The sequence below is a fragment of the Marinifaba aquimaris genome, from assembly GCF_013328345.1.
GTDB lineage: Bacteria > Pseudomonadota > Gammaproteobacteria > Enterobacterales > Alteromonadaceae > Marinifaba > Marinifaba aquimaris.
Genome location: NZ_JABULX010000004.1, coordinates 137,020 through 162,969, shown reverse-complemented (window position 1 = coordinate 162,969; position 25,950 = coordinate 137,020). Strand labels below are relative to the sequence as shown.

Below are 25,950 nucleotides of genomic sequence, written 5' to 3'. Positions count from 1 at the left end.
GGTTTCCTTACAAAATAATCTCTTTTAATTCTTGTTGTTGGAAATAACTCCAGGCGATAAAGCGACTTTGCTTGTTGCCTTGAGCCATATCAAATTGTTTAACTTGTTCGACGCCTTGTTGTTTAAGCGACTTTTTAAGTTTGTCTAAATTGTCTTTTTTAGATACTAAACACGAAAACCAAGCACACTGGCCTGCGAATACATGGCTTTCTTTGATGTATTGTTGAATAAAGCTAAGCTCACCACCAGGACACCAAAGTTCACTGCCTTGGCCTGCAAAATTAAGATCTGAAGATTTCGCTTTTATGTCAGTACTACCGCGCTTTTGCTTATTTTTTTCAAGATTGCTCAATTTGCGCTGCGTACCCTTATTTGCAGCTTCAATTGAATTGTGAAAAGGAGGGTTACAAATGGTGGCAGTAAAAAATTCCTTCTTACCAATTATTCCTTCTAAAATTCCCTGCCCTTTTTGTTGCTTTATTTTTAGATGCCGTGCAATTGCAGGGTTGGTTCTTGCTATCGTTTGTGCAGTTTTAACTGATACGGGATTGATATCGGAACCGACAAATTGCCAGCCATATTCGTGAATTCCAATAATCGGATAAACACAGTTAGCCCCAACACCGATATCTAGTACTTTGACTTTTTTACCCTTATTAAAAGGTTCGGATAATGTAGATTGAATTAAATCAGATAAATGATGGATATAATCTGCACGACCAGGAATAGCTGGGCATAAAAAGCCATCGGGAATTTGCCAGAACTGAATATTATAAAAATGCATTAACAATGCTTGGTTAAGTGCTTTAACTGCGGCATCGTTACTAAAGTCTATCGTTTGATTGCCATGGGCTTCTATCAAGTGTTGCTTGAGCTCAGGCAAGGTTTGGCATAAAGCAGGTAAATCATACCTAGCTTGGTGACGGTTATTTTTGTGCAATAAAGGTTGGGACGGCATAGTTGTATTTTGTACGAGTAAAAAACGGGGCTATTGTCCCATAGCCCCCGATGTGAGTCACTGCTTTTACCGCTTAATTCGTACTGTCTTCTGAAAACAAACTTTTATATACAATACCAGCAATAGCCGCACCGACAATAGGAGCTACCCAGAACAACCAGAGCTGTGAAACGGCCCAATCACCGACAAATACTGCTACCCCCGTACTTCTAGCTGGATTAACAGATGTATTAGATACAGGAATACTAATTAAATGGATAAGTGTTAATGCCAGACCAATTGCAATCGGGGCAAAACCGGCTGGAGCCCGGCCATCTGTTGCACCTAAGATAATCATCAAAAACATAAATGTCATGACTACTTCACAAATCAGTACGGCTGTTAAGCTGTAACCGCCAGGCGAGTGTTCGCCGTATCCATTTGAAGCAAATCCAGATGCCAGTGAAAAATCACCGGTTCCAGAAGCGATAGTGTAAAGCACTGCTCCGGCTGCAATAGCACCTAATACTTGAGCAACTAAATAAGGAGGGAGTTCTTTTGCATCAAAACGACCACCTAACATTAAACCAATTGAAACAGCAGGGTTAAGATGACAACCAGAAATATGACCAATTGCATAAGCCATCGTCAACACGGTTAAACCAAAAGCTAAGGAAACACCTAGTAAACCAATACCGACGTCAGGAAAACCTGCAGCTAAAACAGCCGAACCACAACCCCCTAAAACCAGCCAAAACGTGCCGATAAATTCGGCTATTAATTTTTTTGATAACGCCATAAAAATACATCCTTTTGTTTATTTTTATATTGTTAATCAACAGCATAATGATTAACGCCTTGCGCTAATAACCTTAGTTGAGATAACTAGCTTTACCAATATTTTATATTCATCAGACAAACAAAAAAGGCAACAAATGTTGCCTTTTATTTATCTATCTTGAACGATTAAAACTTATAATTTAACCCAGCGAAGAAAGTCCGACCAATCACATCATAAACCTCAGGAACAGTACCCATATCATTGCCCCCCATGACTTCTTCTGGCTCTTTATCAAAGAGGTTATTAATACCCGCTGTCAGCGTCATTTGATCTGAGAGAGTATAGGTATCAGACATATTGTGATAAACCACTGATGAAGTGCTGAATGTTTCACCGTAGTATTCACCATCCATCCCTTGAATATATTGAGCCTGATACGTTAAATCAAAGTTATCCGTAATATTAGATTGCAACATGGCATTAGCTTTGAGTTCAGCATAGGCCCCTGTCATACCGCCAATGGTACCAGTGTAATCAACCCCGTCCTCTTCAAATTCAAGTAAGTATGTTGTATCGAAACTAAAACGGCTTGCCCGGCCAAAAGCATCAAATTTATACTGCACGTTTAAATCTAAACCACTGGTCTTTTGATTACCTACATTGGTTAAAGATGCAGTTAAGTTATCTAAATCGCCATCAGGTGATACATTAATTAATTCACATGCACTCAAATCACCTGAGAAACATTTGTTTAGTTCATTTTGCACATCAACGCGTGCAATAGCGTCGTCAACATCAAATGACCAATAATCGATTGTCGCGCTTAAATTATCTGTCGCATCCCAAACAATTCCCGCGGTTAAAGATTTTGATTTTTCTGGCTGAAGATCGGGATCAGAAGTATAAAAAACTAAAATTTGTGCATCTTCCGTTCTACCCCAAGGGTCTGATAGATAATCATATGAACCGGTATTCCCACCATAAAGCTCAGAGACATTAGGTGCGCGATACCCTGTTGCAGCTACACCGCGAAGCATCCAGTTATCATTAATTTCATAAGTTGTTCCAAGCTTCCACGTAGCTTCACCGCCAAACGTACTGTAATGGTCGTAACGCACTGCACCTTCGATATTCCATGCATCGGTGACAGGCACTGCTACTTCACCATAAATACTTTTCACGTGATAATCACCAGATGTGGGATCTTGTTGCGCCGCAGTACTTTCTCCATCTTGTACGACTTGATCGGGTGTGTAATAGCCTTCTTCATAGCGGCTTTCAACGCCAACAGCATAACCAATTTCACTATCCGTTTCACCGGCATAACCTAACGCGATAACAAATTGTTCATTTCCGCCTTCGTTGTGCTCTAGGTAAGTTACATCATCGATAATTTCATCGGATAAAGGCTGACCTGAGAGCCACTCCTGTTGGTGTTCATAAATAGATTGCTCCATTTTGACCGCATTAATGGAGTTGTGAACCCAATCTTTAGATTCATTTTTTGCATAGGTAATTGAAGCATTCCAAGTATCGCCTGAAGCCAATTCACCATTTAATTCACTGCTGATGCGATACGTTTCTGTCTCTTGCTGATAAATACGATTACCTGCATCTGTCATGCGGCGCTTGTATTCCAATTCATCCAATTCAGGAATTAACACATCGCCCATATCTAAACAGTTACCTTGTTCATAGCTTTGGCAAACAGATAAATCGATTGCTGCTGGTTGTGGGGCCATTTCTTGATTAGATTTTCTAAAGGTATACATGATATCCGTATCCCAGTAGACATCACTGCCCAAATCCATTTGCAATGCCGAAAACACATTGTAAATTTCATTGGGGGTTTGGGCTAAAGATTCAGCAGCATAGTCATAACATGAATCTCGCTCTTTAAAACCACCATTGCCATCGGGTACCCATCCATCTAATGAGCCTTCTGGTATGAACGAAGAGCAACCTTCAGGGATATAATCTCTATCACCTTGTTTGACTTCTTTTCGCTCATCATAAGAAGCACCAAGTACTAAATTATAATCATCACCATCCAAGCCATGTAAGATACTCAAACCGAGTGTTTCACCATCACCCTCACCAGACATACCACCAGTTAAGTTAATTTCAGTACCTTCATAGTCTTTCTTAGTGATAATGTTCACGACACCAGCAATAGCATCAGAACCATATACCGCACTGGCTCCATCTTTTAAAATCTCAATCGATTGGATCATGCCCACAGGGATGGTATTTAAATCAACAGAACTATCTGCACCAATACCAGAAGCTACCATTCTGCGACCATTAAGTAATACCAAAGTACGTTGTTCGCCCATTCCTCTTAAGTTAACCGTAGCTGAACCACCCGAGCCATTATTGGAATTTGAACCCAAATTTATACCTGCAATAGCAGGTTGGTCTGATAATATCGCTTCAACCGAAGTATAACCTTGTGCAGCAATGTCCCCTGCACTGATGACAGTTACAGGCGATGCTGTCTCCATATCGGCACGATTAATTCGAGAACCAGTGATAGATATTACTTCTAGCTCTTCACCTTCATTAGCTTGAGCAAAACTGGGGATACTAGAAAAACTAGAAGCAATAGCGACTGATAAAAGTGTCTTTTTCATGATATTCCTCTTTCATATAATTTTTATGATTAGAACGCGTCTGCAGTTCCATCTGGCTAAAATCATATAGAGGAAAGTTCCATCACCACATTCAAGAAATGTTAAGTATCATCAATTAAATTTAACCTTTAATTTCAACAGCTTAATAATATAAAGAGATTAATTATCGTAACTGTCGCTTGGTTTTCATGCGGTTTTGTCAGTCACTTAACACAACTTTAAAAAGTGGACTTCAATTAAAAAAGGATATGGATTGTTTTACTTAGAAAGGCAGGAAAAAAGCTGGGTAATAACCTACCCAGCTTTTGAATGTTTTACTTTAAATGACGGTCAAAAAAGTCACTTATTGAGCGGTTAAGGTGTATTTGAACCGCTTTGCCTCGCATACTGTGTTTACTGCCAGGGTAATCTAAAATTTCAAATAGCTTACCTTGTTTTTGTAGCTCACTGTATAACTTGGTACTGTGAGTAAACAGCACATTGTCATCGGCCATTCCATGATAAATTAATAATCGGCCCTTGAGATCTTTAGCGTACGGAAAGACAGAGCTTGCCGTGTAACCAGCCGCATTTTCTTCTGGGTGACCTAAATAGCGTTCTGTGTAGTGCGTATCGTAAAGTAACCAGTCTGTTACAGGCGCACCAGATACACCTGCACTAAAATAATCGCCAGCTTTAAACATCGCCATTAACGACATGTAGCCACCGTAGCTATGGCCGAAAATGCCAATTTTTTTGCCATCAACATAATCTAAAGAGGCTAAGTATTTAGCACCCAAAATTTGATCATTGATTTCAGGGTCTGCCAAGTGACGATATATCGGTGCCTCAAATGCCTTACCGCGATAATAGCTACCTCGATTATCTAGGGCAAAAATAACATAGCCCTGTTGGGCCATGTACTGATTCCACAAATTGCGGTGGCTCCAACGATTCGTCACTCTTTGCACATGAGGTCCACCATACACTTTAACAATGGCTGGGTGTGCTATATATGGGTTAATTTTATTGGGTTTATAAATGCTATAGTGTAGCGTTTGCCCATCTTCAGCAGTTAATGTACCGAATCTAGGCTCAACCCAATTATCAAGAAAAGCGTGCAGAGGGTGGTTTTTATCTAATGCATTTTCGACTAACCAACCAGACTGTTTACCCGTTTTATCATGGATACTCACCTGCTCTGGGCTATTGGCAGTAGAAAAGTTATCGATATAACCAGATCCATCTTTAGCAAAAACAACATTGTGGTAACCCGCTCGCTTAGATATTTTTTTGATTACGCCAGGTTCATGCCAATTAACTTTGTACAAATGCTTCTCTAGTGGTGTATTTTTTCTTCCCGTAAAGTAAACATCGCCTCGTTTTTCATCAACGTATTCAAGTTTATCAACAACCCACTCACCCTTAGTTAACTGCACAGGCTTGTTTAATTCGTTTATACGGTAAAGGTAAAGGTGCTTGTAGCCATCTCGTTCAGATGCCCAAATAAAACGTTTTTTGTCTTTTAAAAAAGCAAGAGACTTATGCAAGTTAACCCAAGTATTACTGGTTTCAGTTAGCGCCACTTCTTGCTTAGCAGTTGCTAGATCAAAAAATCTAAGTTCTAACTTTTGTTGAGTTCGATTTTGCCATTGATAACTCAGTACTTGGCTATTTTGTTGCCAATTAACTCGAGCTAAGTAAATATCTTTATCTTGGCCTAAATCAAGCCAAGTCGTTGATTGGTTACTAAGTTGGTATATACCTAATTCAATTGCAGCATTAGCCGTACCTGTAAAAGGATAGCGCTGCTCAAATAGTTTAATTTCGTCGGCATAAATTTCATTTCTTACTGCAATGTCGACATCTTGTTCATCGGTTTTAGTTAACGCTAACTTTTGGCTGTCAGGTGACCACCAGTAACCTGTCATACGAGTCATTTCTTCTTGCGCTACAAACTCAGCCATACCGAATTTGATGGTGCCACCACCTACACTTGTCACGGCAACTTCTTTGCCCGCTTTTAAATCAAAATAATATAAATTTTGTTCACGTATATAGGAAATGTACTGGCCATTTGGAGAAAATTTAACATCCGTTTCAAAGCCACTAGATTTTGTGATGTTGCGAGATTGCTTCGTATTGAGCTGATAATAGAAAACATCACCGTTTAACGGGAATAACAAGGCTGATGCATCCGCAGACCAGCTGTATGAGACGATGCCCTGACCATATAAACGCAAACGTTCACGGCGCGCTTTTTCTTCATCCGATAAAACTTCTTTACCTTGAAGTAAATCATCGGCATTAACTAAACGACTGTGTTTGTTAGTTTTGACATCAAATTGCCATAGATCAAACTTGTATTGTTCATCCGTTCTATTTTTCAGGTAAGTAATACGGCTACCATCAGGTGCATACTGAACTTTTCTAAGTGAGTCACCCGATAAACTAGGCTCTGAAGCAATGCGCTCTATAGTCCACGGCTCAGCATGGGTAATGCCGCTAAACCACAACAAACATGCGGTAAGCCAAGCATTTAAAGTACGTAAAGTCATTTTATTATCCTTTGTAAACGATCGGGCTATGCTAAAAATAAAAGCGCTAACCTGCAAACAAGTTAACGCTTTTTATCTGCGAGAACGATTTAATACGTCCAGTATTTTTTACGTAACTACAGCCAGCACTTATCACCTAGCCTTCAAGTAGGTAGCGCTCCGCCTTTTCGACGCGATGTGGCTTGGCTCTAATGACCATAATGTCATCTTCACGTATACGCATGGAGTCACTTGGCCATTCAATCTCTTGAGAGTTTCGTCTCAAACCAACGACATCAATTTTCATATCGCTTAAGCCGAGCTCTGCAATTGATTTACCGACAGCATGTGCACCAAGGGGTAACGGTATGGCATGTAAAAATTCAAGCTGGTCGCGTTTCTCACCGCCAATATCCACATTTTCGCCAGGGAAGAAACCGTGCATAAAATTGTATTGAGAGCGCCTTTCTCTTCGTATACGGCTAAAGATTCTTCTCACCGGCACACCAGAGCGAAACAGTACGTGTAACACCAGCATCAAGCTACCTTCCAATTTTTCAGGTACAACTTCGTCCGCTCCTGCAGATTTAAGACTTTGTAAATGCTCATCATCTGTGGTTCTTACAATTACTTTAATATCAGGTGATAAAATTCTAACTTGATGCACGACCTGTGTTGCTTTGACTGGCTCATCTAAGGTGACAATCACTAATTGCGCTTCAAGCGCATTCACCGCTTTTAAAATATCTGGGTTGTTGGCGTCACCAAAATGTACTTTTTCTCCAGCTTGTTGCGCTTCTTGCACACGCATAGGATCAAAGTCTACTGCAATATAAGGAATTGCTTCAGTTCTTAAAAAACGAGCAACCGTTTGCCCCACACGACCGAAACCACAAATCACCACATGGTCTTTGAGTTCAGATTTAAAGCCGGGCATTTTATCTTCACTATTAACCAAATCCCCCATCAATATGAGATTAGTAATTTTTTGTGCATTATTAATTAAGTATGGTGTTACAGCCATGCTCAATACACCAACACCGATCAGAATAGATGTCACTTCAGGACTAATAAGTTTGTTTTCGGATGCTAAGGCAGCTAAGACAAAACCAAATTCACCCATCTGACATAGTTTTATCGAAACGGCGAGTGCATCATTGGTTTTCTCTTTCATTAATTTTGCAGTCGCAAAAATAACTAATATTTTAATTAATAATGTGGCAACGCAGGCAAGAATTAACCAATGAATAGACTCCCAAATGGTGACGATGTTTAAATACATACCCACCATAGAGAAGAATAATCCCATTAATATATCTCTAAATGGACGAATATCCGCTTCTAATTGATGTTTGTACTGACTTTCACCTAACATCATACCAGCCAAAAATGCGCCTAATGCCATAGACAGACCGAACAAATGCGTAACACCACCAGCAACCAATGCAACGAGTAACGTGGTTAAAACGAATAACTCATTACTTCGAGCTTGTGCAATCTCGTCAAATACTCGAGGTAAGATCCACTTACCAGCCCCTATGAGTAATGCAAATACAGCGATACCTTTAAGTGATGCTTCCAGTAAAGCGCTGCCAAATGCGGCACCTTCACCAAGGGATAAGATTGGGAAAACAATCAGCATAGGCACTACGGCAATGTCTTGGAATAATAAGACTGAAACTGCGAGCTGGCTTTTTCGGTTTTGTAACTTACCTGATTCAGATAGCAGCTTGATAACAATAGCGGTGGAAGAAAGCGCTAAAATACAACCAATAGCAAATGCGCCCTGCCAACTAAAACCGAGCGATAAGCAAATAACCATTATCACGGTTAACGTTAAAATAACCTGTAATGTGCCCGTTCCAAACACCATTTTGCGCATGGCAATAAGTTTGGGAAATGAGAATTCTAGACCTAAGGAGAAAAGTAAAAAGACAATACCGAGCTCAGCAACAAAGTGCACATCGTGCAAATCGCTTATCCAAGAGAACCCAGAAGGACCCGCAATAATACCTGCCAATAGGTAAGCCAAAATAGGCGTAATGTTAAAACGTCTAAAAATAGCAATCATCAGTACCGATGTAGCTAGTAATAAGACAAGACCTTCAAAAATGCCTAATTCCATTTATTTACCTTATACTCGAATGGAAACAAAAATTGTCGTTAACAATATGACTATTAACAATGTAGCGTCAAAAAGACGTAAAAACTACATCAAGACCATGTTTTATCTGTATTTATAAAAGTTGGTACGTTATTCGCATTAACTACAAGTGTCAGCAAACTGACTAGAGGTAGTTCGATGGATAATTTACATTGTTATAATTTTATAGAGCCAAGTAGCACTAAACCTAATTTAAGTGTAGCAAGGCTGACTGGCGATTTTCAGCCAAATTTCAATCATTTAGTAGAACAGTTACAAACCAGTTTAAAAATACCACATATTTTGCAGATATTTGCCGATGAAGCGGCAAAGTTTGTCCGTCTTACTGGTATTCAATTTCAAAGTGACGAAAATAGCTATACCAATAGCGAATATACTAATGGCAGCACCCAATATTTTAGTGACCTAAATCAAGACCATCACGACTTAGGTTATATTACGTACCACAGTAATACAGTTTTTAGCACCGCAGATATTCAAATATTAAAAACACTACAGCAAAAACTCTTTTACCCATTAAAAAATGCATTAGTCGTCTTACAGTTACAAAAGCAAGCACTTAAAGATCATTTGACGCAATTAGGTAATCGAGCTCACTTTGATGATATTTTGGAAAAAGCGATTAGCCGTACCTTGCGCAACAACCAAGATTTAACCATTTTATTGCTTGATTTAGATAACTTTAAGCGAGCAAACGATACGTTTGGTCATAGTGAAGGTGACAAAGTCTTAATTGAGTTTGCCAATGAAATTAATCATGCGATACGCAATACAGACTTTGCATTTAGATTTGGTGGCGATGAATTCGCAATTATATTAGAAGGTGCCAATGAATTAGTAGCACGTCGTGTAGCCAAACAAATTAAAGCCAACATCGCATCCAATGAGCAAATTAAAAAAGCTCAGGTCTCTACATCGATTGGTTATACTTGCTGGCAAACAACTGACACTGCATCAAGCTTTTTCAATCGAGCAGATGGCGCTTTATACCAAGCCAAAAATGAAGGAAGAAACTGCTTAAGATACGCTTAATTCACGACATTGATAATGTAAAGCCCCGCAAAGGATTGCCTCCCGATTTACTCCTTGTTTTGACTACCGATTAGCGATTCAAAATCTTCAACATATTCACCTAGCTTACTAATAACTTTTTTCTTCTGTTTGGCAGTCAATTTCTGCCAAATTTGAGGGTAAAGCTCCGTTGAGATAGCTTGGTTATAACGACGAATTTCAATTAGTGTTTTAGCTTTTTCAGATTGGTATGGTAGCTGAATATGTGAGCCTAACTCTGCCCATTGTTTTTGCTCTATCATACCTTTAGCCTTTGCTTGCCATGCCTTTCTGTAAGCCAAATTTGTAGGAGAGACAGTTTTGTATCGAATTAACTCGGTTTTTAACCAGTTTTTTTGCTGCTTCGATAATTTACCCGTCCAATTTTCGATACCAGATAAGCGATTTTTTATTTTTTCAGCCTGATATTGATCATCTTTTTTTAACTCAAGGATTTTATCAGCAAGCTCTTGATTATCTTCATCAAGCTTGGCAAAAAGTGCATCAACCTGCTCTTTCGACATTAGCTTGGCAACATCGACAAGTAATGGGGTTATCTCTAGTCTAAAGTCTTCCCAAAAGCTACGTAACTCGATAAATAATTGCTCTAACTCTTGCTCAGAAATATCCCCTTTACTCAAACTAACTTGAGTAGCGGCTATCGTTTGTTTATAGCGGGCTAATTGAGTATGGCGATGCCAATCCATAAACTTAGTTAACAGGGGCTCGAAAGCCTCTTCTTGCTCGGTGTTTAAGTCAACGTAATCATCCATGTACCAAGGTAGCAACCAACTAATATTGTTATAGTAAAATTTTGTGCTGCATGCGGTGAGAAATAGGCAAGTAACAATTAGCCAGATCTTCTTATTAAAAAGTAAGCGGATATCCCTCATTTAAGCCAGTTCCTTGAAAGACCAATAAAAAAGCCCGTATAAAACGGGCTTTGTGATTTGAAAATACTATCTACTCTTGGTCTAAGTTAAAAGCGAGTTTAACTTTAAATCCTGTTCGTTTAACGGTTGTACCGTTTTCGATAATAGGTTCGTAGCGCCATTGTTTAAGTGCATCAATAGCCGCTTGGTCAAAAATTTCTTCAGGCTCTGAGCTTATGACCAAAATATCTTCTACTAAGCCATTACGATTGACTGAGTAGCTGAGTTTAACCCAACCTTCAATCCCATCTTCTTCAGCACCAACTGGATAAATTGGGCCGATTCTATCAATCGGATTAGGGCGTTTGAATTTTTTGTTAGTAGGTTCAGTTTTTGCCACTTGTGGCGCTGGCGTTTGAACCTGTTGTTGCGTATTAGGCTGTGTTTGAGCAGGTGCTGCAGCAATAGCACTATTAGGCGTATAGCCTTGAGCAGAGATATCAACCCCCAACTGTTGAGCAACACTCATAATACGAGCAGTAGGCCAACCACGAGATATAGCATTTGAATAAGCATTAGATAAGAATTCACCTGCTTTTTCATTTGAACCCTGTGCTGAATAAGCAGCACCTAAGATCATTAAATAATCAGGGTGATTTTTATCTTCGTTAAGACCATCTTTACCGATTAAACTTGATTTAAAAGGTAAGAAGTATTCGTAATGTATAGACGTTGAATAAACTATTGCTAATTCTTGCTCGGCATTGCCATTTCCAGCATCGGCAGCGCTGATTAGGTATTTAACGGCTTGAGCATATTCATCTTTGCCTGCGTTAGAACGAATCACTTCTTTAGCATAGGCGTATTGAGCTGGTGCGTACCCTTCTTCAGCTGACATTTTCAGCCATTTATAAGCTTTCACAGGGTCAGCAACAACACCACGCCCTTCCAACAGTCTTTCAGCAATATCATAACGCGCAGCTGGATGGCCTGACTTGGCTGCTTCTAGTAACCAGGCAGAAGCGGAGCGAATTTTATCCGACATACGCGGGCGAATAATGCCTTGGCCGTGAAGTCTAGCCAGTAAATATTGAGCTTCAGCATCGCCAGAACGCGCTCTTGAAGCAAGGGAGTCACTGTATTTAGACAAGCTTCTTAAATAACTTTGGTGTGCCATGACGTTTGATGAGCGAAATTCAAATTTGATAATGTAATCATCAACTTGAACCATTTCATCACCGCGCATTTGTGGCTTGAACTTCCAGCCTTTAGCCGCATTGAGCGAAGCTCGATCAAAAACGCCTTCAGGGTATGAGTTAAAGATCTTTTCATTGCTCACGTTACCATTTTCATCAATAGTAACCGAGACAAGTGCCCAACCACTCGAATCAGAAGTCGAGTTAGGGTTTTTAATCTGCAACGGTGTTAGTTGCTTATCAGGTGCATCGTCAAGTGTGAAATTTGGGAATAGAGATTGAGTAAGGATGTCTTGACTGTAAAGGCTTTCTAATTCTTGCGCGACAACTTTCGCTTCGCGTTTAGAAGGCAATTCTCTTCTTAGTCTTTGCATCATGTCGATGGAGTTTCTGAATCCGCCTTGACGTGACAGTCCAAACCAAGCATTGGCTTCGTAGATGTCAGAGGAAACACCTTTGCCTTGGTAATACATCATACCAATATAATATTGAGCTTGCGGATTGCCTATCCTAGCATACTTCATGAATTCTTTGAAAGCTGCTTTATATTCCCTATTTTCGTAATCCCTTTTTGCTGACTCAATGCTTGCACTTGCAGTGAAAGCGGCAATCAACAAAGACGACAGAGTGATTAATTTAGTCAGTGCTTTTTTAGCTTTATTCATATATGGCCACTACGTCTTATTATATTTATACGTTGTTTAGTGTTTGAGCTAAGTTCTCATATTTCATAATAATCCTAAAATTCAATAATTGTCCATTGCATACCAAGTTTTTTTTACAAAAAATTGAACAAAAGTTAATTTAATTAAAGGGTCAATTTTCAATTTTTGTTCTGATAACAGTAAGTAAGGCCCTGTGGCCTATCTCGACGTTTGCATTTGGAAAAACAATCGCTTCGCCATCATACATTGCTCGATACTCTCTTTTATTATCAGTGGCAAGCAAATCTCCTTTTTTAAATTCGGTAAAATTTGCTAATTGATTATCAAATGATAAAGAAAAGTGCTCGGATGTTTTGTGAATTGTTTGACAACTCTGAAAGTTAGTTGCGGCTAGACCCCCATCCTCTGTATTACCTTCAAGCCAATTAGTTAAGACGTCTGATAAAGCCGCTAATTTAGTTAGGTCATTTTGACCAAAAGGTTTGACTTGCCCTAACTCAACAGTTGCAGATTGTGCACCTAACGCATTTACCGTGTAGAAGCTAAATGTAGATGTCGGATTGTCACTTTTAAGTTGTACTTCGACACCAGAGCGAACAAGCAGTGAAGTAAAGATAGGATCATCAACAGCTGACTCAGTCTGATAATCGTATGGCATGATAGCAAATTTTTCATGCTGAGAAGCTCTGATGGCCGTGTGTAAATCTAAATGCCAGCATTTTTGAACTGGGTAACGTTCGCGAAAAGCTTTTACTGCATCTTGTATCAGCAATGCACGGTGTTGCTCTTTGTTTTTTGGCTGAGGTGATTGTTCTGGAAAATGGAATAAACGATTGAGATTAGTTTCAACAAAACGCTCTGCTACTTTCATCGAATCTACATTTCCAAATATAAATAAAACGGGCGTTTTTAACTTTATCTTCCCAGCCTGAATTTGTTCAATTTTATTGGCTAACAACTCAATGGGTGCAGTTTCATTTCCATGAATACCCGCTGATAAGATGGCAATTGGTACATGTTCATCTATTTGCTCTGGGGCGAAATAAAAAACGCCCGGTGCCCAGTGTGGGGCATTTGAAAAGTTAAGTTGGTCTGAAATGGAAGACTGTGCGGTTAGGACTTGTTCTAGTATCATATGGGCACTAATAAAGCTGACTTTCACCAAGCATGCGCTCTTGTTAAGCGCATTTCAATATTAGTTGTGAAATGGTGAAGGACAATATGTCTCTACATAATTACGATCCACGTAATTGTATGTACGGATGTACAATTTATAAGGCAAAATACTCTCCCAAAAAGCCATTTCTTCAATTTTGGGACAGATAGTCATTTGAATGTACTCTCTTTGCTGATTATCAGATAACTCAATACGATCAGGTATTTGAATATATGCCGCAATGCCTTTTTCTATCGCTCTAGCGCCTCTATAACGCCATTCCCCTGAAACAAACTGCGGTGCAAGCACTTTGTCGACTTTTTTCAATGTCGGTCTTTGCGCATACTCGTCAACGTGCTCACTACAAGCAGATAAAAAAAGAACGAATGTTATCAGGGCTAATTGTCTAAATCTGCAAATCATAAGTCCCCTATGGAATATGCCTGTAGGTTTAAGATACCTATTAACATATAATCTTAGCTTAACGTGCTAGTTAGTAATACTTAGAAGAATATCGCTTTTATGAGTTTAATCTTTGAAAACGAAGACTTTATTGTCTGTAATAAGCCTCACAACGTCGATTTTCATGATAATAATGGCCAAATTGGCTTTTTTAATCAAATGAAAACGCGCTTGAATCAAAAAGAACTCTACCCTGTTCATCGCCTCGATAAAGTCACCTCAGGTTTACTTATCATGGCAAAAAACCTAGCTGCAGAGCAAAACTTCAACAAGTTGTTTGTAAAACACGATATTGAGAAATACTACTTAGCAATCGCAGAGAAAGGCAAAAAAAAACAAGGCACCATTAAAGGAGACATGGCAAAAAGCAGAAACTCAAGTTTCAAGTTGCTAAAAACAAACCACAATCCAGCCACGACACAATTTTTTAGCTATGGCATTGCACCAAAACAAAGACTGTATTTATTAAGACCGTTATCAGGAAAAACACATCAATTACGTGTGGCACTCAAGTCTTTAGGCAGCCCAATATACGGGGATGAATTATATAAAGGCCAGAGTGCAGATAGAGTTTATCTGCATGCCTATGCGCTGAAATTTAGCCTAGGTCAGAAAAACTTTGAATTTAAACAACCACCGGCCCCATCAACACTTTTTGATGAAGCCGTTTTAGCCAAGATCAGCAATGAGCTATCTGAACCTTGGTATCTAAGTTGGCCCAAAACTAAATAGATATTAGCATTAGAGCTGATTTAACTTATCGGCCAATTGCTGAGCTTGCTGCCACTTAGCGCTGCTCTTTAGTTCATCAAAACGATATAATTGATGCTTAACCATACTGCGAGCATCTTTAGCGACAAGAGGCTTGAGTTGCTGGTAAGCATCGAGTACTTGTGCAGCACCTTTAGGCTCGTTACAAACTAATACCATGTCACAGCCCGCATGCAATGCAGCTTCAGCCTTAGCTACGTAACCTCCTGCATAGTTGGCAGCCTCCATTGACAAGTCATCGCTAAAAATCACGCCGTTGAAACCAAGTTGTTTTCGGAGAATTTGTTGCAACCACTTTGACGAAAAGCCAGCAGGTTTTTTATCAATTTGGGAATAAATAACATGAGCAGGCATGATCGCATCTAGGTGGTTATCAGCAATAAGGCTGGTAAAAATCGACATATCCACCTGACTAATTTCTTCAAAAGAGCGATCATCTATTGGCATTGCGATATGGGAGTCTGCACCTACACTGCCATGTCCAGGAAAATGTTTACCTGTAGCTTTCATACCCGCTTGTTTTAAACCGCGGATAAATGCTTGTGCTAATCGCAGGGCTGTTTCTGGCTCAGCCGAAAAGCTTCGGTGACCAATAACTTTGGAAATTCGATTCAAATCAAGCACGGGAGCAAAACTGATATCAATGTCACATGCCATTACTTCGGTTGCCATTAACCAGGCTATATCAGACGCCGCTTTTAACTGTTGTGCTTCATCGCTGTATGCTTTCTCAAAACTAGCCATCGGCGGAATTTTGACAAAGCCCTCTAAGAAGCGCTGGACTCTTCCACCTTCTTGATCAACGGCTATTAAAATAGGCTCTGGGCTCGCCTCGCGGATCTGCCTTGTCAATTCTTGCAACTGTTTTACATCATGAAAATTTCGTGCAAATAAAATTAACCCACCACTGAAAGGGTGAGCGATCATTTCTTTTTCTTCGGGGTTAAGTTCATAACCCTGAACATCTAACATTAAATTGGCTGTGGTCATTTTAAAGTAATAAATTATCTTCTTGTTCTTGGCTTATACGCTCTAACTCTACCATGATTTCGGTTCCTTCTTCCTCGGAGGTTTCAAATTCAATATCGCCTCCTTGTGCCTGGGCGGTTAGCTTAGCTGAATACGTGCCTATACCGTTACCATTCTTTTTACCGTGTGAAACAAATTTTTCGAAAAAGCGAGTCCTGATCGCAATATGAATAACGCCTTGATTGACGATAGAAATAATTAATCGACTATCATTGGCTCGACTGGTTATCATAACCTCAGTACCACGTGGTGCTGCTTCAATTGCATTTTTAACCAAGTTAGCAAACATGGTGTAACTGAGCAGGTACTCTCCTAAAAAATGATCGTTCTGAGCAAGTACTGTTCTAACTTTAATATCTTTTTGTTGGCTGAGATCTTTAAAACCATCGACCACTCTGGTGATCAAATCATAAACCGCAACAGGTTTAGCTTCGAGCTGGTAAAGACCCGTTTCAAGTTGATATAAAGTCAGAATATTATCAATCATCTGAGTCATCAACTCAGCCGACTCTTTGACCATTTCGACCGACGCTTTAGTCTTATAAGTAGTATTGCGCTCTAAAGTGGTACTAGCTGACATAATAGCCATCAATGGATTTTTCAAATCGTGTTGAAATATTCGCTCCATTTCTTCTTGTAGTTTTAAATTCTCAAGTAATGTATCAACTTGATTGGTCATCGCTATTTGTTGATCAATCAAACGCATGTGCGTTTTTACCCGCGCTAAAACAATCGCTGGCGTAATAGGCTTAGTTATGTAGTCAACGGCTCCTAATTCTAACCCTCTAACGACATCTTTAGTTTCTGCTAATGCACTGACAAAAATAATAGGGATGTGCTCACTTTTAGGGTTATTTTTAAGTGCTTTACATACCTGTAATCCATTCATTCCAGGCATCATAATGTCGAGTAAAATCAAATCAGGTGGACTCTTACCCAAGCAAATGTCAATTGCAGCTTGCCCAGAACGACATGCTTTGATTTTGTAATATTTCTTTAAAAGCCCAGCAAGAACATGCAAATTATCAGGTTCATCATCTACCAATAAGATAGTTTTTATTTTTTCCGGCAACTCAACGGCTTGCGTTTCTTTAACTTGTGTTGAGCTGTAACGCTCCTCCAGCGCTTCTCGTTTAAGGCCTGGAGCTGGGTTTTGAAAAGCCCTTTTGACTCGCTCTTTTAACATTTGCTGAGAAAAAGGTTTTACGAGGTATTCAGACACTCCACTACTAATAGCTTTCACAACGTGATCTTGTTCTAAATTACCTGTCACCATGATAAAAGGGATATGGTTACTGCGAAGTTCTTTGCGCCTTATCGATTGCAGTAACTCAAATCCTGTCATTTTAGGCATATTCCAATCAGAAACGATCAAATCGACTCTGACATCCTGCATTATCCGCAATGCATCTTTGCCATCTTTGGCTTGGTAAACGTTTTTGAACCCAAGTAATGACAGCATTTGTGTGATGGCTTTGCACATAGATTCAATATCATCGACAACAAGTGCACTCATCGCGCCGTATTTTCTTATATCTGATAACCTAGCTTTGGGTTGGTTCATGTTTCACGCTGTACCGATCGTTGATTTGAATGCTTATCAAAAAAATATAGCAGTTGCGTGGCAAAATTCAGTAAGCTAATGAAAATATTCACATTTACTAAAAGTAAATGTGAATATTTAAAGGAGGGTTAATTTGCTTGTTGCGGAAATTGGCTGGCTTTGAAGCTATCAACCGCAACAGCTTGTTTGCGAAGCTCATCGGCGTGATGAATCTTATCGGCATCAGATTGGTCGATAAATCCTTTTTCCAATGCTTGATCTATCAGCTGGTCCATAGGTAACCGTTTAGGTAATTGTCCCGATTTCTGAGCAGCGTGAATTTTCTTTTCAATATCGCGACATTCAAGCATGGCTAAAAATGCTTTTTCTACAATGCCAGCGGCAGTCGGTTTCTCATCACTGCCTAAATCACAAAGATAAGAAATACGCTCACGACTAATGCCTGGCTTAAGCATGCTTTTACATAGTTTACGGCTTAAAATATCACCCGGTTTTTGGTAAGGCTGGCCATAAGGGAAAATCACAAATTTTAATAACCTTGCGAGCCAACACGGTCTGAAGTTTTGAAGAAACTCATCAAGAGCAACACCAGCTTTGTGCAAGGATTCTTGCATCGCATAGTGAACATAGGGCAAATCAGCCATCTGACGACCGTCAGTTTCATAACGCTTAAGTACAGCTGAAGCCATATAAAGTTGACCTAAAACATCGCCCAAGCGAGCGGACAACATCTCTTTTCTTTTAAGTGCACCGCCTAATATTAATAAGGCCATATCGGTTACAAGTGCCATTGCCGTACTCATTCGAGTAAGCTGTTTATAATATTTAGCCGTCTCTCCTGCTATCGGGCTTTCAATAAACTGGCCTGCCGTCAGACCACAGAACAAGCTAGAGATAAAGTTACCTGTAGTAAAGCGAGCGTGCTTACAAAGCAAACTATCAAACTCTTCTAAACCTTTTTCTTTATCTGGCTCAGAAGCGGCTAACATTTCTTTATACACATAGGGGTGACAACGAGTGGCACCTTGGCCAAATATCATTAAATTACGAGTTAGGATGTTGGCCCCTTCTACCGTAATAGCAATTGGCACACCCATGTAGGTGTTAGAGAAGTAATTGTTAGGACCGGCTTGAATGGCTTTACCAGCGTGAATATCCATTGCATCATTGAGAACATTACGACCAATTTCAGTCATATGGTATTTAGATATAGCAGTCACAACTGACGGGCTGTACCCCATATCAAGTGCACTGACGGTAAATTTTCGAGTCGCTTCTAGTTTATAGCTGTTACCGCCTATGCGCGCTAAAGCCTCTTGTACACCTTCAAAACGTCCGATAGATAAACCAAACTGCTTGCGAACATAACTGTAAGCACTGGTCGTTCTACTAGATAGATGTGCAAGAGCAGTTGCTAAAGCGGGTAATGAAATTCCTCGCCCTGCAGACAAACATTCGACAAGCATACGCCAGCCTCGACCTGCATATTCTGGCCCACCAATTATCCAATCGATAGGAATAAACACATCCTCGCCTGAAGTTGTCCCATTCATAAAGGCTAAATGCATCGGATTGTGACGATCGCCAATATTTACACCTGGATGGTCTGCTGGAATAAGGGCACATGTGATACCGAGTTCTTTTTCATCACCTAATAAATTGTCAGGATCGTAAAGTTTAAAGGCTAAACCTAATACAGTGGCAACAGGTGCTAATGTAATGTAACGTTTGTTCCAAGTAAGACTGATCCCCAGCACTTCTTCACCGTCAACTTCTCTTTTGCATACGATACCTTTATCAGGAATAGCACCTGCATCAGAGCCAGCTTCTGGGCCAGTCAGTGCAAAACAAGGGATATGTTCACCTGATGCTAAACCGGGTAACCATTTATCTTTTTGCTCATCGGTACCGTAATGCATCAAAAGCTCACCTGGTCCTAAAGAGTTGGGCACCATCACAGTGACAGCAGCACTTAGGCTTTTAGTCGCAATTCGCGTAACAATATGCGAATTGGCAGCCGCTGAAAAAGCCAAGCCACCATACTGCTTGGGAATAATCATGGAGAAAAAGCCGTTAGACTTAATATATTCCCATACAGGTTTAGGTAAGTCTCTGTCTAAACTGATTTGATAATCATCGAGCATTGCCATCAGTGTCTCAAGCTCGTTATCAATAAATGACTGCTCTTCTGGGCTCAGTGTCGCATCTTGAAACCCATGTAGCTTTTGCCAATTAGGTTTGCCTGAAAACAATTCCCCATCCCACCATATATCCCCTGCGTCCATGGCTTCTTTTTCAGTGGTAGATAGTGGCGGCAGTAAACGTTTAAACAAACTAAAAACAGGTTGAGTAATCAGTGTTTTCCTGACTGATTTGACGAGCAAAATAGCTGCGACCGTAACCAAAATTAGAATTAACAAAACCATAGTTTCACCTCTCGTTGTTATTAGCGGTTAATGCCGATTCGAGAAACCCTGGCATTACATCTAAAATATGCTGTTTATTAACATGGCTGTTAAACTCCGCTTCAGCCATTTCAATCAATGCATCGGCACTGGTGCTTAAAAACACCAGACTGCCTAATGCACAATGCAAACGCCAAAAAATGGCTTCATCGTCCAGACTAGGCATTAACTGACGCATTAAACGCAAAAGTGCGTCTAAAGCTTCGGGATAATTTTCAACAAAGTACCTTTTCAAATGCCCTTGCGATTCGGCGTAGCTTCTACCGATTAACTTAATAAAAACCATGCTTTGCTCGTCAGATTGTTCATCAAGCTGTTTAAGCGCATCGATAAACACTTCAACAATGTCTGCAGTTTTTACATTTTCTTTTAGTATTAACTGTTCAAGCTTCTCTTTGAGATATGGCGCAAATTGCCTAATCGATCTGTCCATCACCGACTGAATTAACATTTTCTTACTACCAAAATGGTAATTCACAGCAGCTAAATTCACTCCAGCATTTTTTGTAATAAGGCGAAGTGAGCTGGCTTCAAACCCCAACTCCGCAAACTGCTTTTGCGCTGACAGAATGATTTTATCTTTCGTTTGGCTCACTTATTACTCTCAATAAAAATTCAAACAAGCGTTTTAAATGTATGTTTTAAATTTTTATTAGTCAATTTTTGTACTGTACAAAGAAATGGACAATTAGGGGATTTTTGTTTGCAAAAGCCTGTTTTATTTAACTTAATGTTATACAATTGAAAAAAATTAATTTTTCTAGACTAAGGATTAGGTTCAAAAAAATGCAGTTTACTCTGTTCCTAAAATTAGTTTTATTCATCATTTTAGTCCAGTCGAGTTCAGTATTTGCTCAAGCCAACAAGCGCATTACGCTATTGACTTGGCCTGAATACCTGCCTGAATCAGTTGTTACAGATTTTGAAAAACTCTCTGGTATTCAAGTAAAGCAACATTACTTTGAAACAGACGAAACCAAAGAGGCTTTACTCAACTCAACAGCTGGCAAACAATTTGATATTGTCTTGACGAGTTTATTCAGATTAGAGAATTACGCTTCACGTGGTTGGCTAGAAACCGTTTCACAAAAACAAGCTGCAAACCTTCAATACCTTGATACACGATGGGCAAAAATCGCTCAACAAACTCAACACCAGTGCGTACCTTACCTGTGGGGTTCAGTGGTCATTATTTATCGAAAAGACTTAGTCAGTACTCCTCCTACTAGCTGGCGTGAATTCTTTTTACCCAACCCCAACCCGAATATAAAAACTAAGCTTCTAAAAGACTCTCGCGACCTACTTGGCTCTGCCCTTCTTTCCCTTGGCCGTTCAGTCAATGACAACGATCCAGAGCATATTAAACAAGCGGGTAATTTACTTTATCGCCAACTCCCAAGTGTTAGCAGCTACGGTGCGCTAGAGCTGTCAGCTAATTCTGAGCTGATATCAGGTGATGTGGCGCTTGCGATGAGTTATAACGGTGACGCTATCTTTTTGAAGAATTTAGATAATCGCCTAGAGTATGTGGTTCCTGATGAAGGCTCATTGCTTTGGTTAGACTGCCTTGCAGTGATGAAATCATCTGTAAACAAGCAGGCTGTTTTCGAGTTTATTAACTACATCAATCAACCCAAAGTCGCCGCAATAATTTCTGAGCAACTCTTTTACGCGACGCCAAATAAAGCAGCAAAAGCATTTATTAAACCGGAAATCTTACACAATACCTCAATTTATTTGCCTGATGAAACAGTTGCACAATCAGAGTTTAATCAGCAACTGCCCACAGAGGCACTAAAAATGTTCCAAACCGTGTATAGTCAAATCCTTTATCAATTAGATATTCGTAGTAGAGATTAACTTAGCCAGATGAAATTAAAGCAAAAAATCCTTATATTTGTTTTGACGATGATCGTTTTACCTATGTCATTACTAGGTGGCTTTGCTTATTATTTAACAACTATCAGTGCTCAAGCACAGGCTAAATCTCGAATCGATAACCAACTTTCTCAACAAACTCAAGCCATCAAAAACCATTTTGTAGAAACGCTTTCAACACTGACGTTACTCTCTAAATCAGATACCTTAGAGCACTATTTAAGGATAGATCAGCAATCAGAACGATACTCGATAGCTTTAGGTCCTCTGTTAAACCTTTTTGCCGATTACAGCTCTGCATTCCAACATTTCTATGAGATTCGACTGGTCAAAGCTAACGGCACAGAAGATGCGCGATTTACTGCCAACTTGCTTAATAACACTACTGAAAATGAATCAAACACCATGTGGTTCAAAAAAGCGGTATTATCGGATAAAGATGAATTTTTAACGTTAGATAAAAACCTAGATAATGATAAAACAGCGCTTTATGCCGTAAAAAAACTACTTAAGATCTCACCTTCAGGTAGGCAACTGCAAGGAGAGCTATGGGGATATTTAGTCATCACCATTGACCCGTCAGTCATTAAAAAAGTGGTAATGGAAACGACTGATGAAGGCGGCAGTAACCTTATTATCAACAAAGACGGCTTAGTCTATTTCAACCGAGAACAAGAACGATTACTTCACTCAATTCCTAAGTTTTTACTCAATAAACTCATTAGTTCGTCTAAAGAAAATGAGCTAATAGAAATAAGCTATAACAATCAATTGCGACTGTTTCAGGCTAAAGCCTTACCATTTAATTACTACTTGGTGTCAGGCAGTATTAAAGACGTCATTTACAAAGACAGTCGCCAACTTTCAATGGCTACCATTTTCTTATCAGTATTAATGATCATGCTAGCGGGTATTCTGACCTTTAACATGATCAATCGCTACTTACTCTCCCCTATATCTAAATTGAGCCAAGCAAGTAGAGATGTTGCAGATGGTAATTTATCCATTCGTTTAAAAGTGAAAAAAGAAGATGAAATCGGCTCGCTATTTTTGTCGTTTAACAAAATGGTCAGTTCGATTTTAACGAGTAAAAAGTCGCTTGAGCACTACAAAAACCACCTTGAAGAGAAAGTAGAATCACGGACCACTGAATTACAACAAGCCAACCAAGACTTAATGACGGCGACCAAAAATGCCGAGCAAGCCAACAAATTAAAATCGCGCTTTTTGGCTAACATGAGTCATGAAATTAGAACACCGCTCACCGCAATCATAGGCTTTACAGAACAAGCAATAAAACAGGAAAAGCAGCCAGAATTAGCGCAATCTTCCATGAATCGCGTATTGAAAAACAGTCAGCACTTGTTAACGTTAATAAACGATATTTTAGATCTATCTAAAATTGAAGCAGGTAAAATTGCCTTCGAAAACATCGACACATCAGTGTTTGAATTACTGCAAGATATTGAAAATGACTGCCGCAGTAAAGCTGAAGTTAAATGGCTAGACTTCAAATTTGAATATCAATTCCCACTGCCAAAATTAATCAAAACGGACCCTACTCGACTAAAACAAATATTATTTAATCTTGCCTCAAATGCCATCAAGTTCACTGAAAAAGGCAGTGTGACTATTTGTGTAAGTTGGTTAACTCAGCAAAGTCAGTTACAGATAGATGTCGTTGATACTGGGATTGGAATAAGTCACCTTGAGCAGCAAGAGTTATTTAACCCTTTTACTCAAGCAGACTCATCTACCACAAGAAATTACGGTGGTACAGGTTTAGGTTTGGCCATCAGTAAGCATTTGGCCGATTCACTTGGTTATGAGCTGACATTAGAGAGCGAAAAATTTAGAGGTAGTACTTTTACCTTAAAAATAAATCATGTGGATTCTAGTGCCGAGCCAATATTCACCAAACCAGATTTAGTACAAATTCAGCAATCTCTTTGCCAAACGGAAATAGATTTAAGTGATAAATCAATCTTGGTTGCCGAGGATAATCCTGATAACCAAGCGCTTATCCTACTGTTACTCGAACCGTTGAATATTCATATTGATGTAGTCGAAAACGGTTTATTAGCCGTAGAATCAGCTCTAGCAGAAGATTATGACTTAATTTTGATGGATATGCAGATGCCGCAAATGTCAGGTATTGAAGCGACTGAAATGTTAAGAAGTACAGGCTTTGATCAACCTATCATTGCTTTAACTGCTAACTTTATGAAATCGGACATCAGTAAGTATCAGGCCATTGGTTGTGATGATAGTTTAGCTAAACCCATAGATACCGAAAAGCTGTATCAAACGATACAAAAATACTTATCACCTGATGCCGTAATTGCCAATCAGTTATCGGAATATGAGCAAAAACTCAAATCCAGTGACCAATATCAAAATCTCAGTTTAGAATTTAAACATAGTTTACCCAAACTAGTGACTGATCTTTATCAGTTAGCGGATCATCAAAATTGGCATAAGATAGCCAGTGAAGCTCACAAAATTAAAGGTTCGGCTACGAGTATGGGGTTTCCGGAGCTTACCCTCTTAGCAACCGATTTAGAACGTTTAGCTAAAGAATCAAACGACACTGTTATTCTTCATCAACTTGACAAGATTGCCCAAAGTGTCGATAACATCAATAAAGAATGCAGATAGGAAGGACGATTGTGCAAACTGAAAATGTAGTTTCTAGAAAGGAAAAAATTCTCATCGTTGATGACGCAAAGCTAATGCGCGATTTTCTCAAAAACATGCTCAATGAGCTAGGTTTTGATAATTTCACAGAAGCAGAAACCGCTGCCGAGACGTTAAATCAATACCAAAGTGACAAACCGGATATCGTATTCCTAGACATTGAATTGGAAACAGAAAATGGTTTAGATGTACTGGTCGACTTAAAAAAACTCGATGCTGAAGCTAAGGTGGCCATTGTCAGTGCGCATAGCACCATCACCAATGTAAAAAAAGCGATGGAGCTTGGTGCTAAAGGTTTTATTGTAAAGCCATATAAACCAAAGAAACTGGTTTCTACCATTAAGAATTTAGGTATAGAGATTTTCTAGCTAATATCTAAATACTTATGAGTTTGAATCGATAAGCGCCAGTTGCGTTTAATACAGGTTTCAATAGCCAGCTCTGTTGCTCTAGGTTTTTGGCTAATTGGCTGTAAACACACCTTAGCTTGATAACTAGCCGGTAAATCAGCTAATAATGTATCTAACTCATCTATATGGCTTTGTTTAGCAATTGGGTGTTTGATTTCATTTGCTCTGAGCAATGCTGATTGTAATACATCGTAGCCACCTTTCATCCCGACTTTCGGTGAAACAGTCACAAAGGTATCCGTTGATGTTTTCACTTCAAATGTTCCACTTGTTTCAATTTGGCATTGATAACCATTTGCTTCGAGCAACTTGGTAAATGGAACTAAATCATACATGCAAGGTTCACCGCCTGTAATAACGACATGTTTAGCGGTATAACCCTGCTTTTTGAAAAAATCGAGAATTTCAAAAGAAGTCATTTCAGCCCAAGTAGGACTGTCTTCGGTTTTGGTGGTCAAATCGGTAATATCAATTTTCTGCTCATCATTTTTGTACCAGGTGTGTTGAGTATCACACCAAGAACAACCAACAGGACACACCTGTAATCGAACAAATAAAGATGGCACACCGGTAAATTGGCCTTCACCTTGGATTGTTTCAAAAATTTCGTTTACAGGGTAGCTTACTGCAGTCATATCAAAACCGTTTTACTGAATTTAAACTTAGCGTACAATTTAGCTATTATACCTAATGCAAGATAATTA

19 protein-coding genes are annotated in these 25,950 nt (G+C 39.4%); 5 read left to right on the top strand and 14 right to left on the bottom strand.

Features of this window, described 5'->3' with window-relative positions:
• Positions 1 to 7: 7 nt before the first annotated feature.
• From rlmF to HR060_RS04365, 5 genes are all read right to left on the bottom strand, one after another.
• Positions 8 to 958, bottom strand: coding sequence for a 23S rRNA (adenine(1618)-N(6))-methyltransferase RlmF (gene rlmF / locus HR060_RS04385; RefSeq protein WP_174199061.1), 951 nt, complete (start codon positions 956 to 958; stop codon positions 8 to 10).
• Between the two features lie 73 nt (positions 959 to 1,031).
• The gene (gene aqpZ / locus HR060_RS04380; protein WP_174199060.1) at positions 1,032 to 1,736 is read right to left on the bottom strand and encodes an aquaporin Z; all 705 of its coding nucleotides are present in this window, start codon (positions 1,734 to 1,736) and stop codon (positions 1,032 to 1,034) included.
• Positions 1,737 to 1,903: 167 nt separating this feature from the next.
• A complete protein-coding gene (locus HR060_RS04375) occupies positions 1,904 to 4,351 on the bottom strand; it encodes a TonB-dependent receptor (protein WP_174199059.1) in 2,448 nt (815 codons plus the stop codon).
• 314 nt (positions 4,352 to 4,665) lie between these two features.
• Complete coding sequence (locus tag HR060_RS04370; RefSeq protein WP_174199058.1) at positions 4,666 to 6,888, bottom strand: S9 family peptidase; 2,223 nt, start codon at positions 6,886 to 6,888, stop codon at positions 4,666 to 4,668.
• Between the two features lie 136 nt (positions 6,889 to 7,024).
• On the bottom strand, positions 7,025 to 8,992 hold the full coding sequence (locus HR060_RS04365; RefSeq protein ID WP_174199057.1) for a monovalent cation:proton antiporter family protein: 1,968 nt from the start codon (positions 8,990 to 8,992) through the stop codon (positions 7,025 to 7,027).
• A 177-nt stretch (positions 8,993 to 9,169) separates the two neighbouring features.
• On the opposite strand from HR060_RS04365, the gene HR060_RS04360 reads away from it, so the two are divergent.
• Positions 9,170 to 10,063, top strand: a complete 894-nt coding sequence (locus tag HR060_RS04360) for a GGDEF domain-containing protein (RefSeq protein WP_174199056.1) — start codon at positions 9,170 to 9,172, stop codon at positions 10,061 to 10,063.
• Between the two features lie 47 nt (positions 10,064 to 10,110).
• On the opposite strand, the gene HR060_RS04355 is transcribed toward HR060_RS04360, so the two are convergent.
• The 4 genes from HR060_RS04355 to HR060_RS04340 all read right to left on the bottom strand — a co-directional run bounded on the left by HR060_RS04355 (position 10,111) and on the right by HR060_RS04340 (position 14,393).
• Positions 10,111 to 10,854 carry a DUF6279 family lipoprotein gene (locus tag HR060_RS04355; RefSeq protein WP_174199055.1) on the bottom strand — a complete coding sequence of 248 codons (744 nt, stop codon included), beginning with the start codon at positions 10,852 to 10,854 and terminating at the stop codon, positions 10,111 to 10,113.
• A 190-nt stretch (positions 10,855 to 11,044) separates the two neighbouring features.
• Positions 11,045 to 12,814: a TonB family protein gene (locus HR060_RS04350; RefSeq protein WP_174199054.1), complete on the bottom strand. Its 1,770-nt coding sequence runs from the start codon at positions 12,812 to 12,814 to the stop codon at positions 11,045 to 11,047.
• A gap of 151 nt (positions 12,815 to 12,965) precedes the next feature.
• On the bottom strand, positions 12,966 to 13,949 hold the full coding sequence (locus HR060_RS04345) for a succinylglutamate desuccinylase (protein ID WP_174199053.1): 984 nt from the start codon (positions 13,947 to 13,949) through the stop codon (positions 12,966 to 12,968).
• Positions 13,950 to 14,009: 60 nt separating this feature from the next.
• Positions 14,010 to 14,393, bottom strand: a complete 384-nt coding sequence (locus HR060_RS04340) for a hypothetical protein (RefSeq protein WP_174199052.1) — start codon at positions 14,391 to 14,393, stop codon at positions 14,010 to 14,012.
• Between the two features lie 99 nt (positions 14,394 to 14,492).
• Here HR060_RS04340 and HR060_RS04335 point away from each other — a divergent pair, with 99 nt between their 5' ends.
• Complete coding sequence (locus HR060_RS04335; RefSeq protein WP_174199051.1) at positions 14,493 to 15,164, top strand: TIGR01621 family pseudouridine synthase; 672 nt, start codon at positions 14,493 to 14,495, stop codon at positions 15,162 to 15,164.
• Positions 15,165 to 15,173: 9 nt separating this feature from the next.
• Here the strand turns inward: HR060_RS04335 and nagZ are convergent, their stop codons facing one another.
• The 4 genes from nagZ to HR060_RS04315 form a co-directional block, all read right to left on the bottom strand.
• Positions 15,174 to 16,175: a beta-N-acetylhexosaminidase gene (gene nagZ, locus HR060_RS04330; protein ID WP_174199050.1), complete on the bottom strand. Its 1,002-nt coding sequence runs from the start codon at positions 16,173 to 16,175 to the stop codon at positions 15,174 to 15,176.
• A 19-nt stretch (positions 16,176 to 16,194) separates the two neighbouring features.
• The gene (locus HR060_RS04325; protein ID WP_174199049.1) at positions 16,195 to 17,796 is read right to left on the bottom strand and encodes a response regulator; all 1,602 of its coding nucleotides are present in this window, start codon (positions 17,794 to 17,796) and stop codon (positions 16,195 to 16,197) included.
• Positions 17,797 to 17,924: 128 nt separating this feature from the next.
• Positions 17,925 to 20,222, bottom strand: coding sequence for an acyl-CoA dehydrogenase (locus HR060_RS04320; RefSeq protein ID WP_174199048.1), 2,298 nt, complete (start codon positions 20,220 to 20,222; stop codon positions 17,925 to 17,927).
• 4 nt (positions 20,223 to 20,226) lie between these two features.
• Positions 20,227 to 20,856 (bottom strand): TetR family transcriptional regulator, encoded by a 630-nt coding sequence (locus HR060_RS04315; RefSeq protein WP_174199047.1) that lies wholly within the window; start codon positions 20,854 to 20,856, stop codon positions 20,227 to 20,229.
• 191 nt (positions 20,857 to 21,047) lie between these two features.
• Here HR060_RS04315 and HR060_RS04310 point away from each other — a divergent pair, with 191 nt between their 5' ends.
• Genes HR060_RS04310 through HR060_RS04300 form a run of 3 tightly spaced genes read left to right on the top strand, consistent with a single transcriptional unit; the run spans position 21,048 to position 25,204 of the window.
• Positions 21,048 to 22,121 (top strand): polyamine ABC transporter substrate-binding protein, encoded by a 1,074-nt coding sequence (locus tag HR060_RS04310; protein WP_174199046.1) that lies wholly within the window; start codon positions 21,048 to 21,050, stop codon positions 22,119 to 22,121.
• A 9-nt stretch (positions 22,122 to 22,130) separates the two neighbouring features.
• Positions 22,131 to 24,797, top strand: a complete 2,667-nt coding sequence (locus HR060_RS04305) for a hybrid sensor histidine kinase/response regulator (RefSeq protein WP_174199045.1) — start codon at positions 22,131 to 22,133, stop codon at positions 24,795 to 24,797.
• 11 nt (positions 24,798 to 24,808) lie between these two features.
• Positions 24,809 to 25,204, top strand: coding sequence for a response regulator (locus HR060_RS04300; protein WP_174199044.1), 396 nt, complete (start codon positions 24,809 to 24,811; stop codon positions 25,202 to 25,204).
• On the opposite strand, the gene queE is transcribed toward HR060_RS04300, so the two are convergent.
• Entirely contained in the window at positions 25,201 to 25,881 is a 681-nt protein-coding gene (gene queE, locus HR060_RS04295) for a 7-carboxy-7-deazaguanine synthase QueE (protein ID WP_174199043.1), read from the bottom strand. The two genes, HR060_RS04300 and queE, sit on opposite strands and share 4 nt — an antisense overlap.
• Positions 25,882 to 25,950 lie beyond the last annotated feature (69 nt).

Excerpts from the sequence above, each read along its gene's own strand:
- rlmF (WP_174199061.1), bottom strand. The coding sequence starts at position 958 with ATGCCGTCCCAACCTTTATTGCACAAAAATAACCGTCACCAAGCTAGG.
- aqpZ (WP_174199060.1), bottom strand. The coding sequence starts at position 1,736 with ATGGCGTTATCAAAAAAATTAATAGCCGAATTTATCGGCACGTTTTGG.
- HR060_RS04375 (WP_174199059.1), bottom strand. The coding sequence starts at position 4,351 with ATGAAAAAGACACTTTTATCAGTCGCTATTGCTTCTAGTTTTTCTAGT.
- HR060_RS04370 (WP_174199058.1), bottom strand. The coding sequence starts at position 6,888 with ATGACTTTACGTACTTTAAATGCTTGGCTTACCGCATGTTTGTTGTGG.
- HR060_RS04365 (WP_174199057.1), bottom strand. The coding sequence starts at position 8,992 with ATGGAATTAGGCATTTTTGAAGGTCTTGTCTTATTACTAGCTACATCG.
- HR060_RS04360 (WP_174199056.1), top strand. The coding sequence starts at position 9,170 with ATGGATAATTTACATTGTTATAATTTTATAGAGCCAAGTAGCACTAAA.
- HR060_RS04355 (WP_174199055.1), bottom strand. The coding sequence starts at position 10,854 with ATGGATGATTACGTTGACTTAAACACCGAGCAAGAAGAGGCTTTCGAG.
- HR060_RS04350 (WP_174199054.1), bottom strand. The coding sequence starts at position 12,814 with ATGAATAAAGCTAAAAAAGCACTGACTAAATTAATCACTCTGTCGTCT.
- HR060_RS04345 (WP_174199053.1), bottom strand. The coding sequence starts at position 13,949 with ATGATACTAGAACAAGTCCTAACCGCACAGTCTTCCATTTCAGACCAA.
- HR060_RS04340 (WP_174199052.1), bottom strand. The coding sequence starts at position 14,393 with ATGATTTGCAGATTTAGACAATTAGCCCTGATAACATTCGTTCTTTTT.
- HR060_RS04335 (WP_174199051.1), top strand. The coding sequence starts at position 14,493 with ATGAGTTTAATCTTTGAAAACGAAGACTTTATTGTCTGTAATAAGCCT.
- nagZ (WP_174199050.1), bottom strand. The coding sequence starts at position 16,175 with ATGTTAGATGTTCAGGGTTATGAACTTAACCCCGAAGAAAAAGAAATG.
- HR060_RS04325 (WP_174199049.1), bottom strand. The coding sequence starts at position 17,796 with ATGAACCAACCCAAAGCTAGGTTATCAGATATAAGAAAATACGGCGCG.
- HR060_RS04320 (WP_174199048.1), bottom strand. The coding sequence starts at position 20,222 with ATGGTTTTGTTAATTCTAATTTTGGTTACGGTCGCAGCTATTTTGCTC.
- HR060_RS04310 (WP_174199046.1), top strand. The coding sequence starts at position 21,048 with ATGCAGTTTACTCTGTTCCTAAAATTAGTTTTATTCATCATTTTAGTC.
- HR060_RS04305 (WP_174199045.1), top strand. The coding sequence starts at position 22,131 with ATGAAATTAAAGCAAAAAATCCTTATATTTGTTTTGACGATGATCGTT.
- queE (WP_174199043.1), bottom strand. The coding sequence starts at position 25,881 with ATGACTGCAGTAAGCTACCCTGTAAACGAAATTTTTGAAACAATCCAA.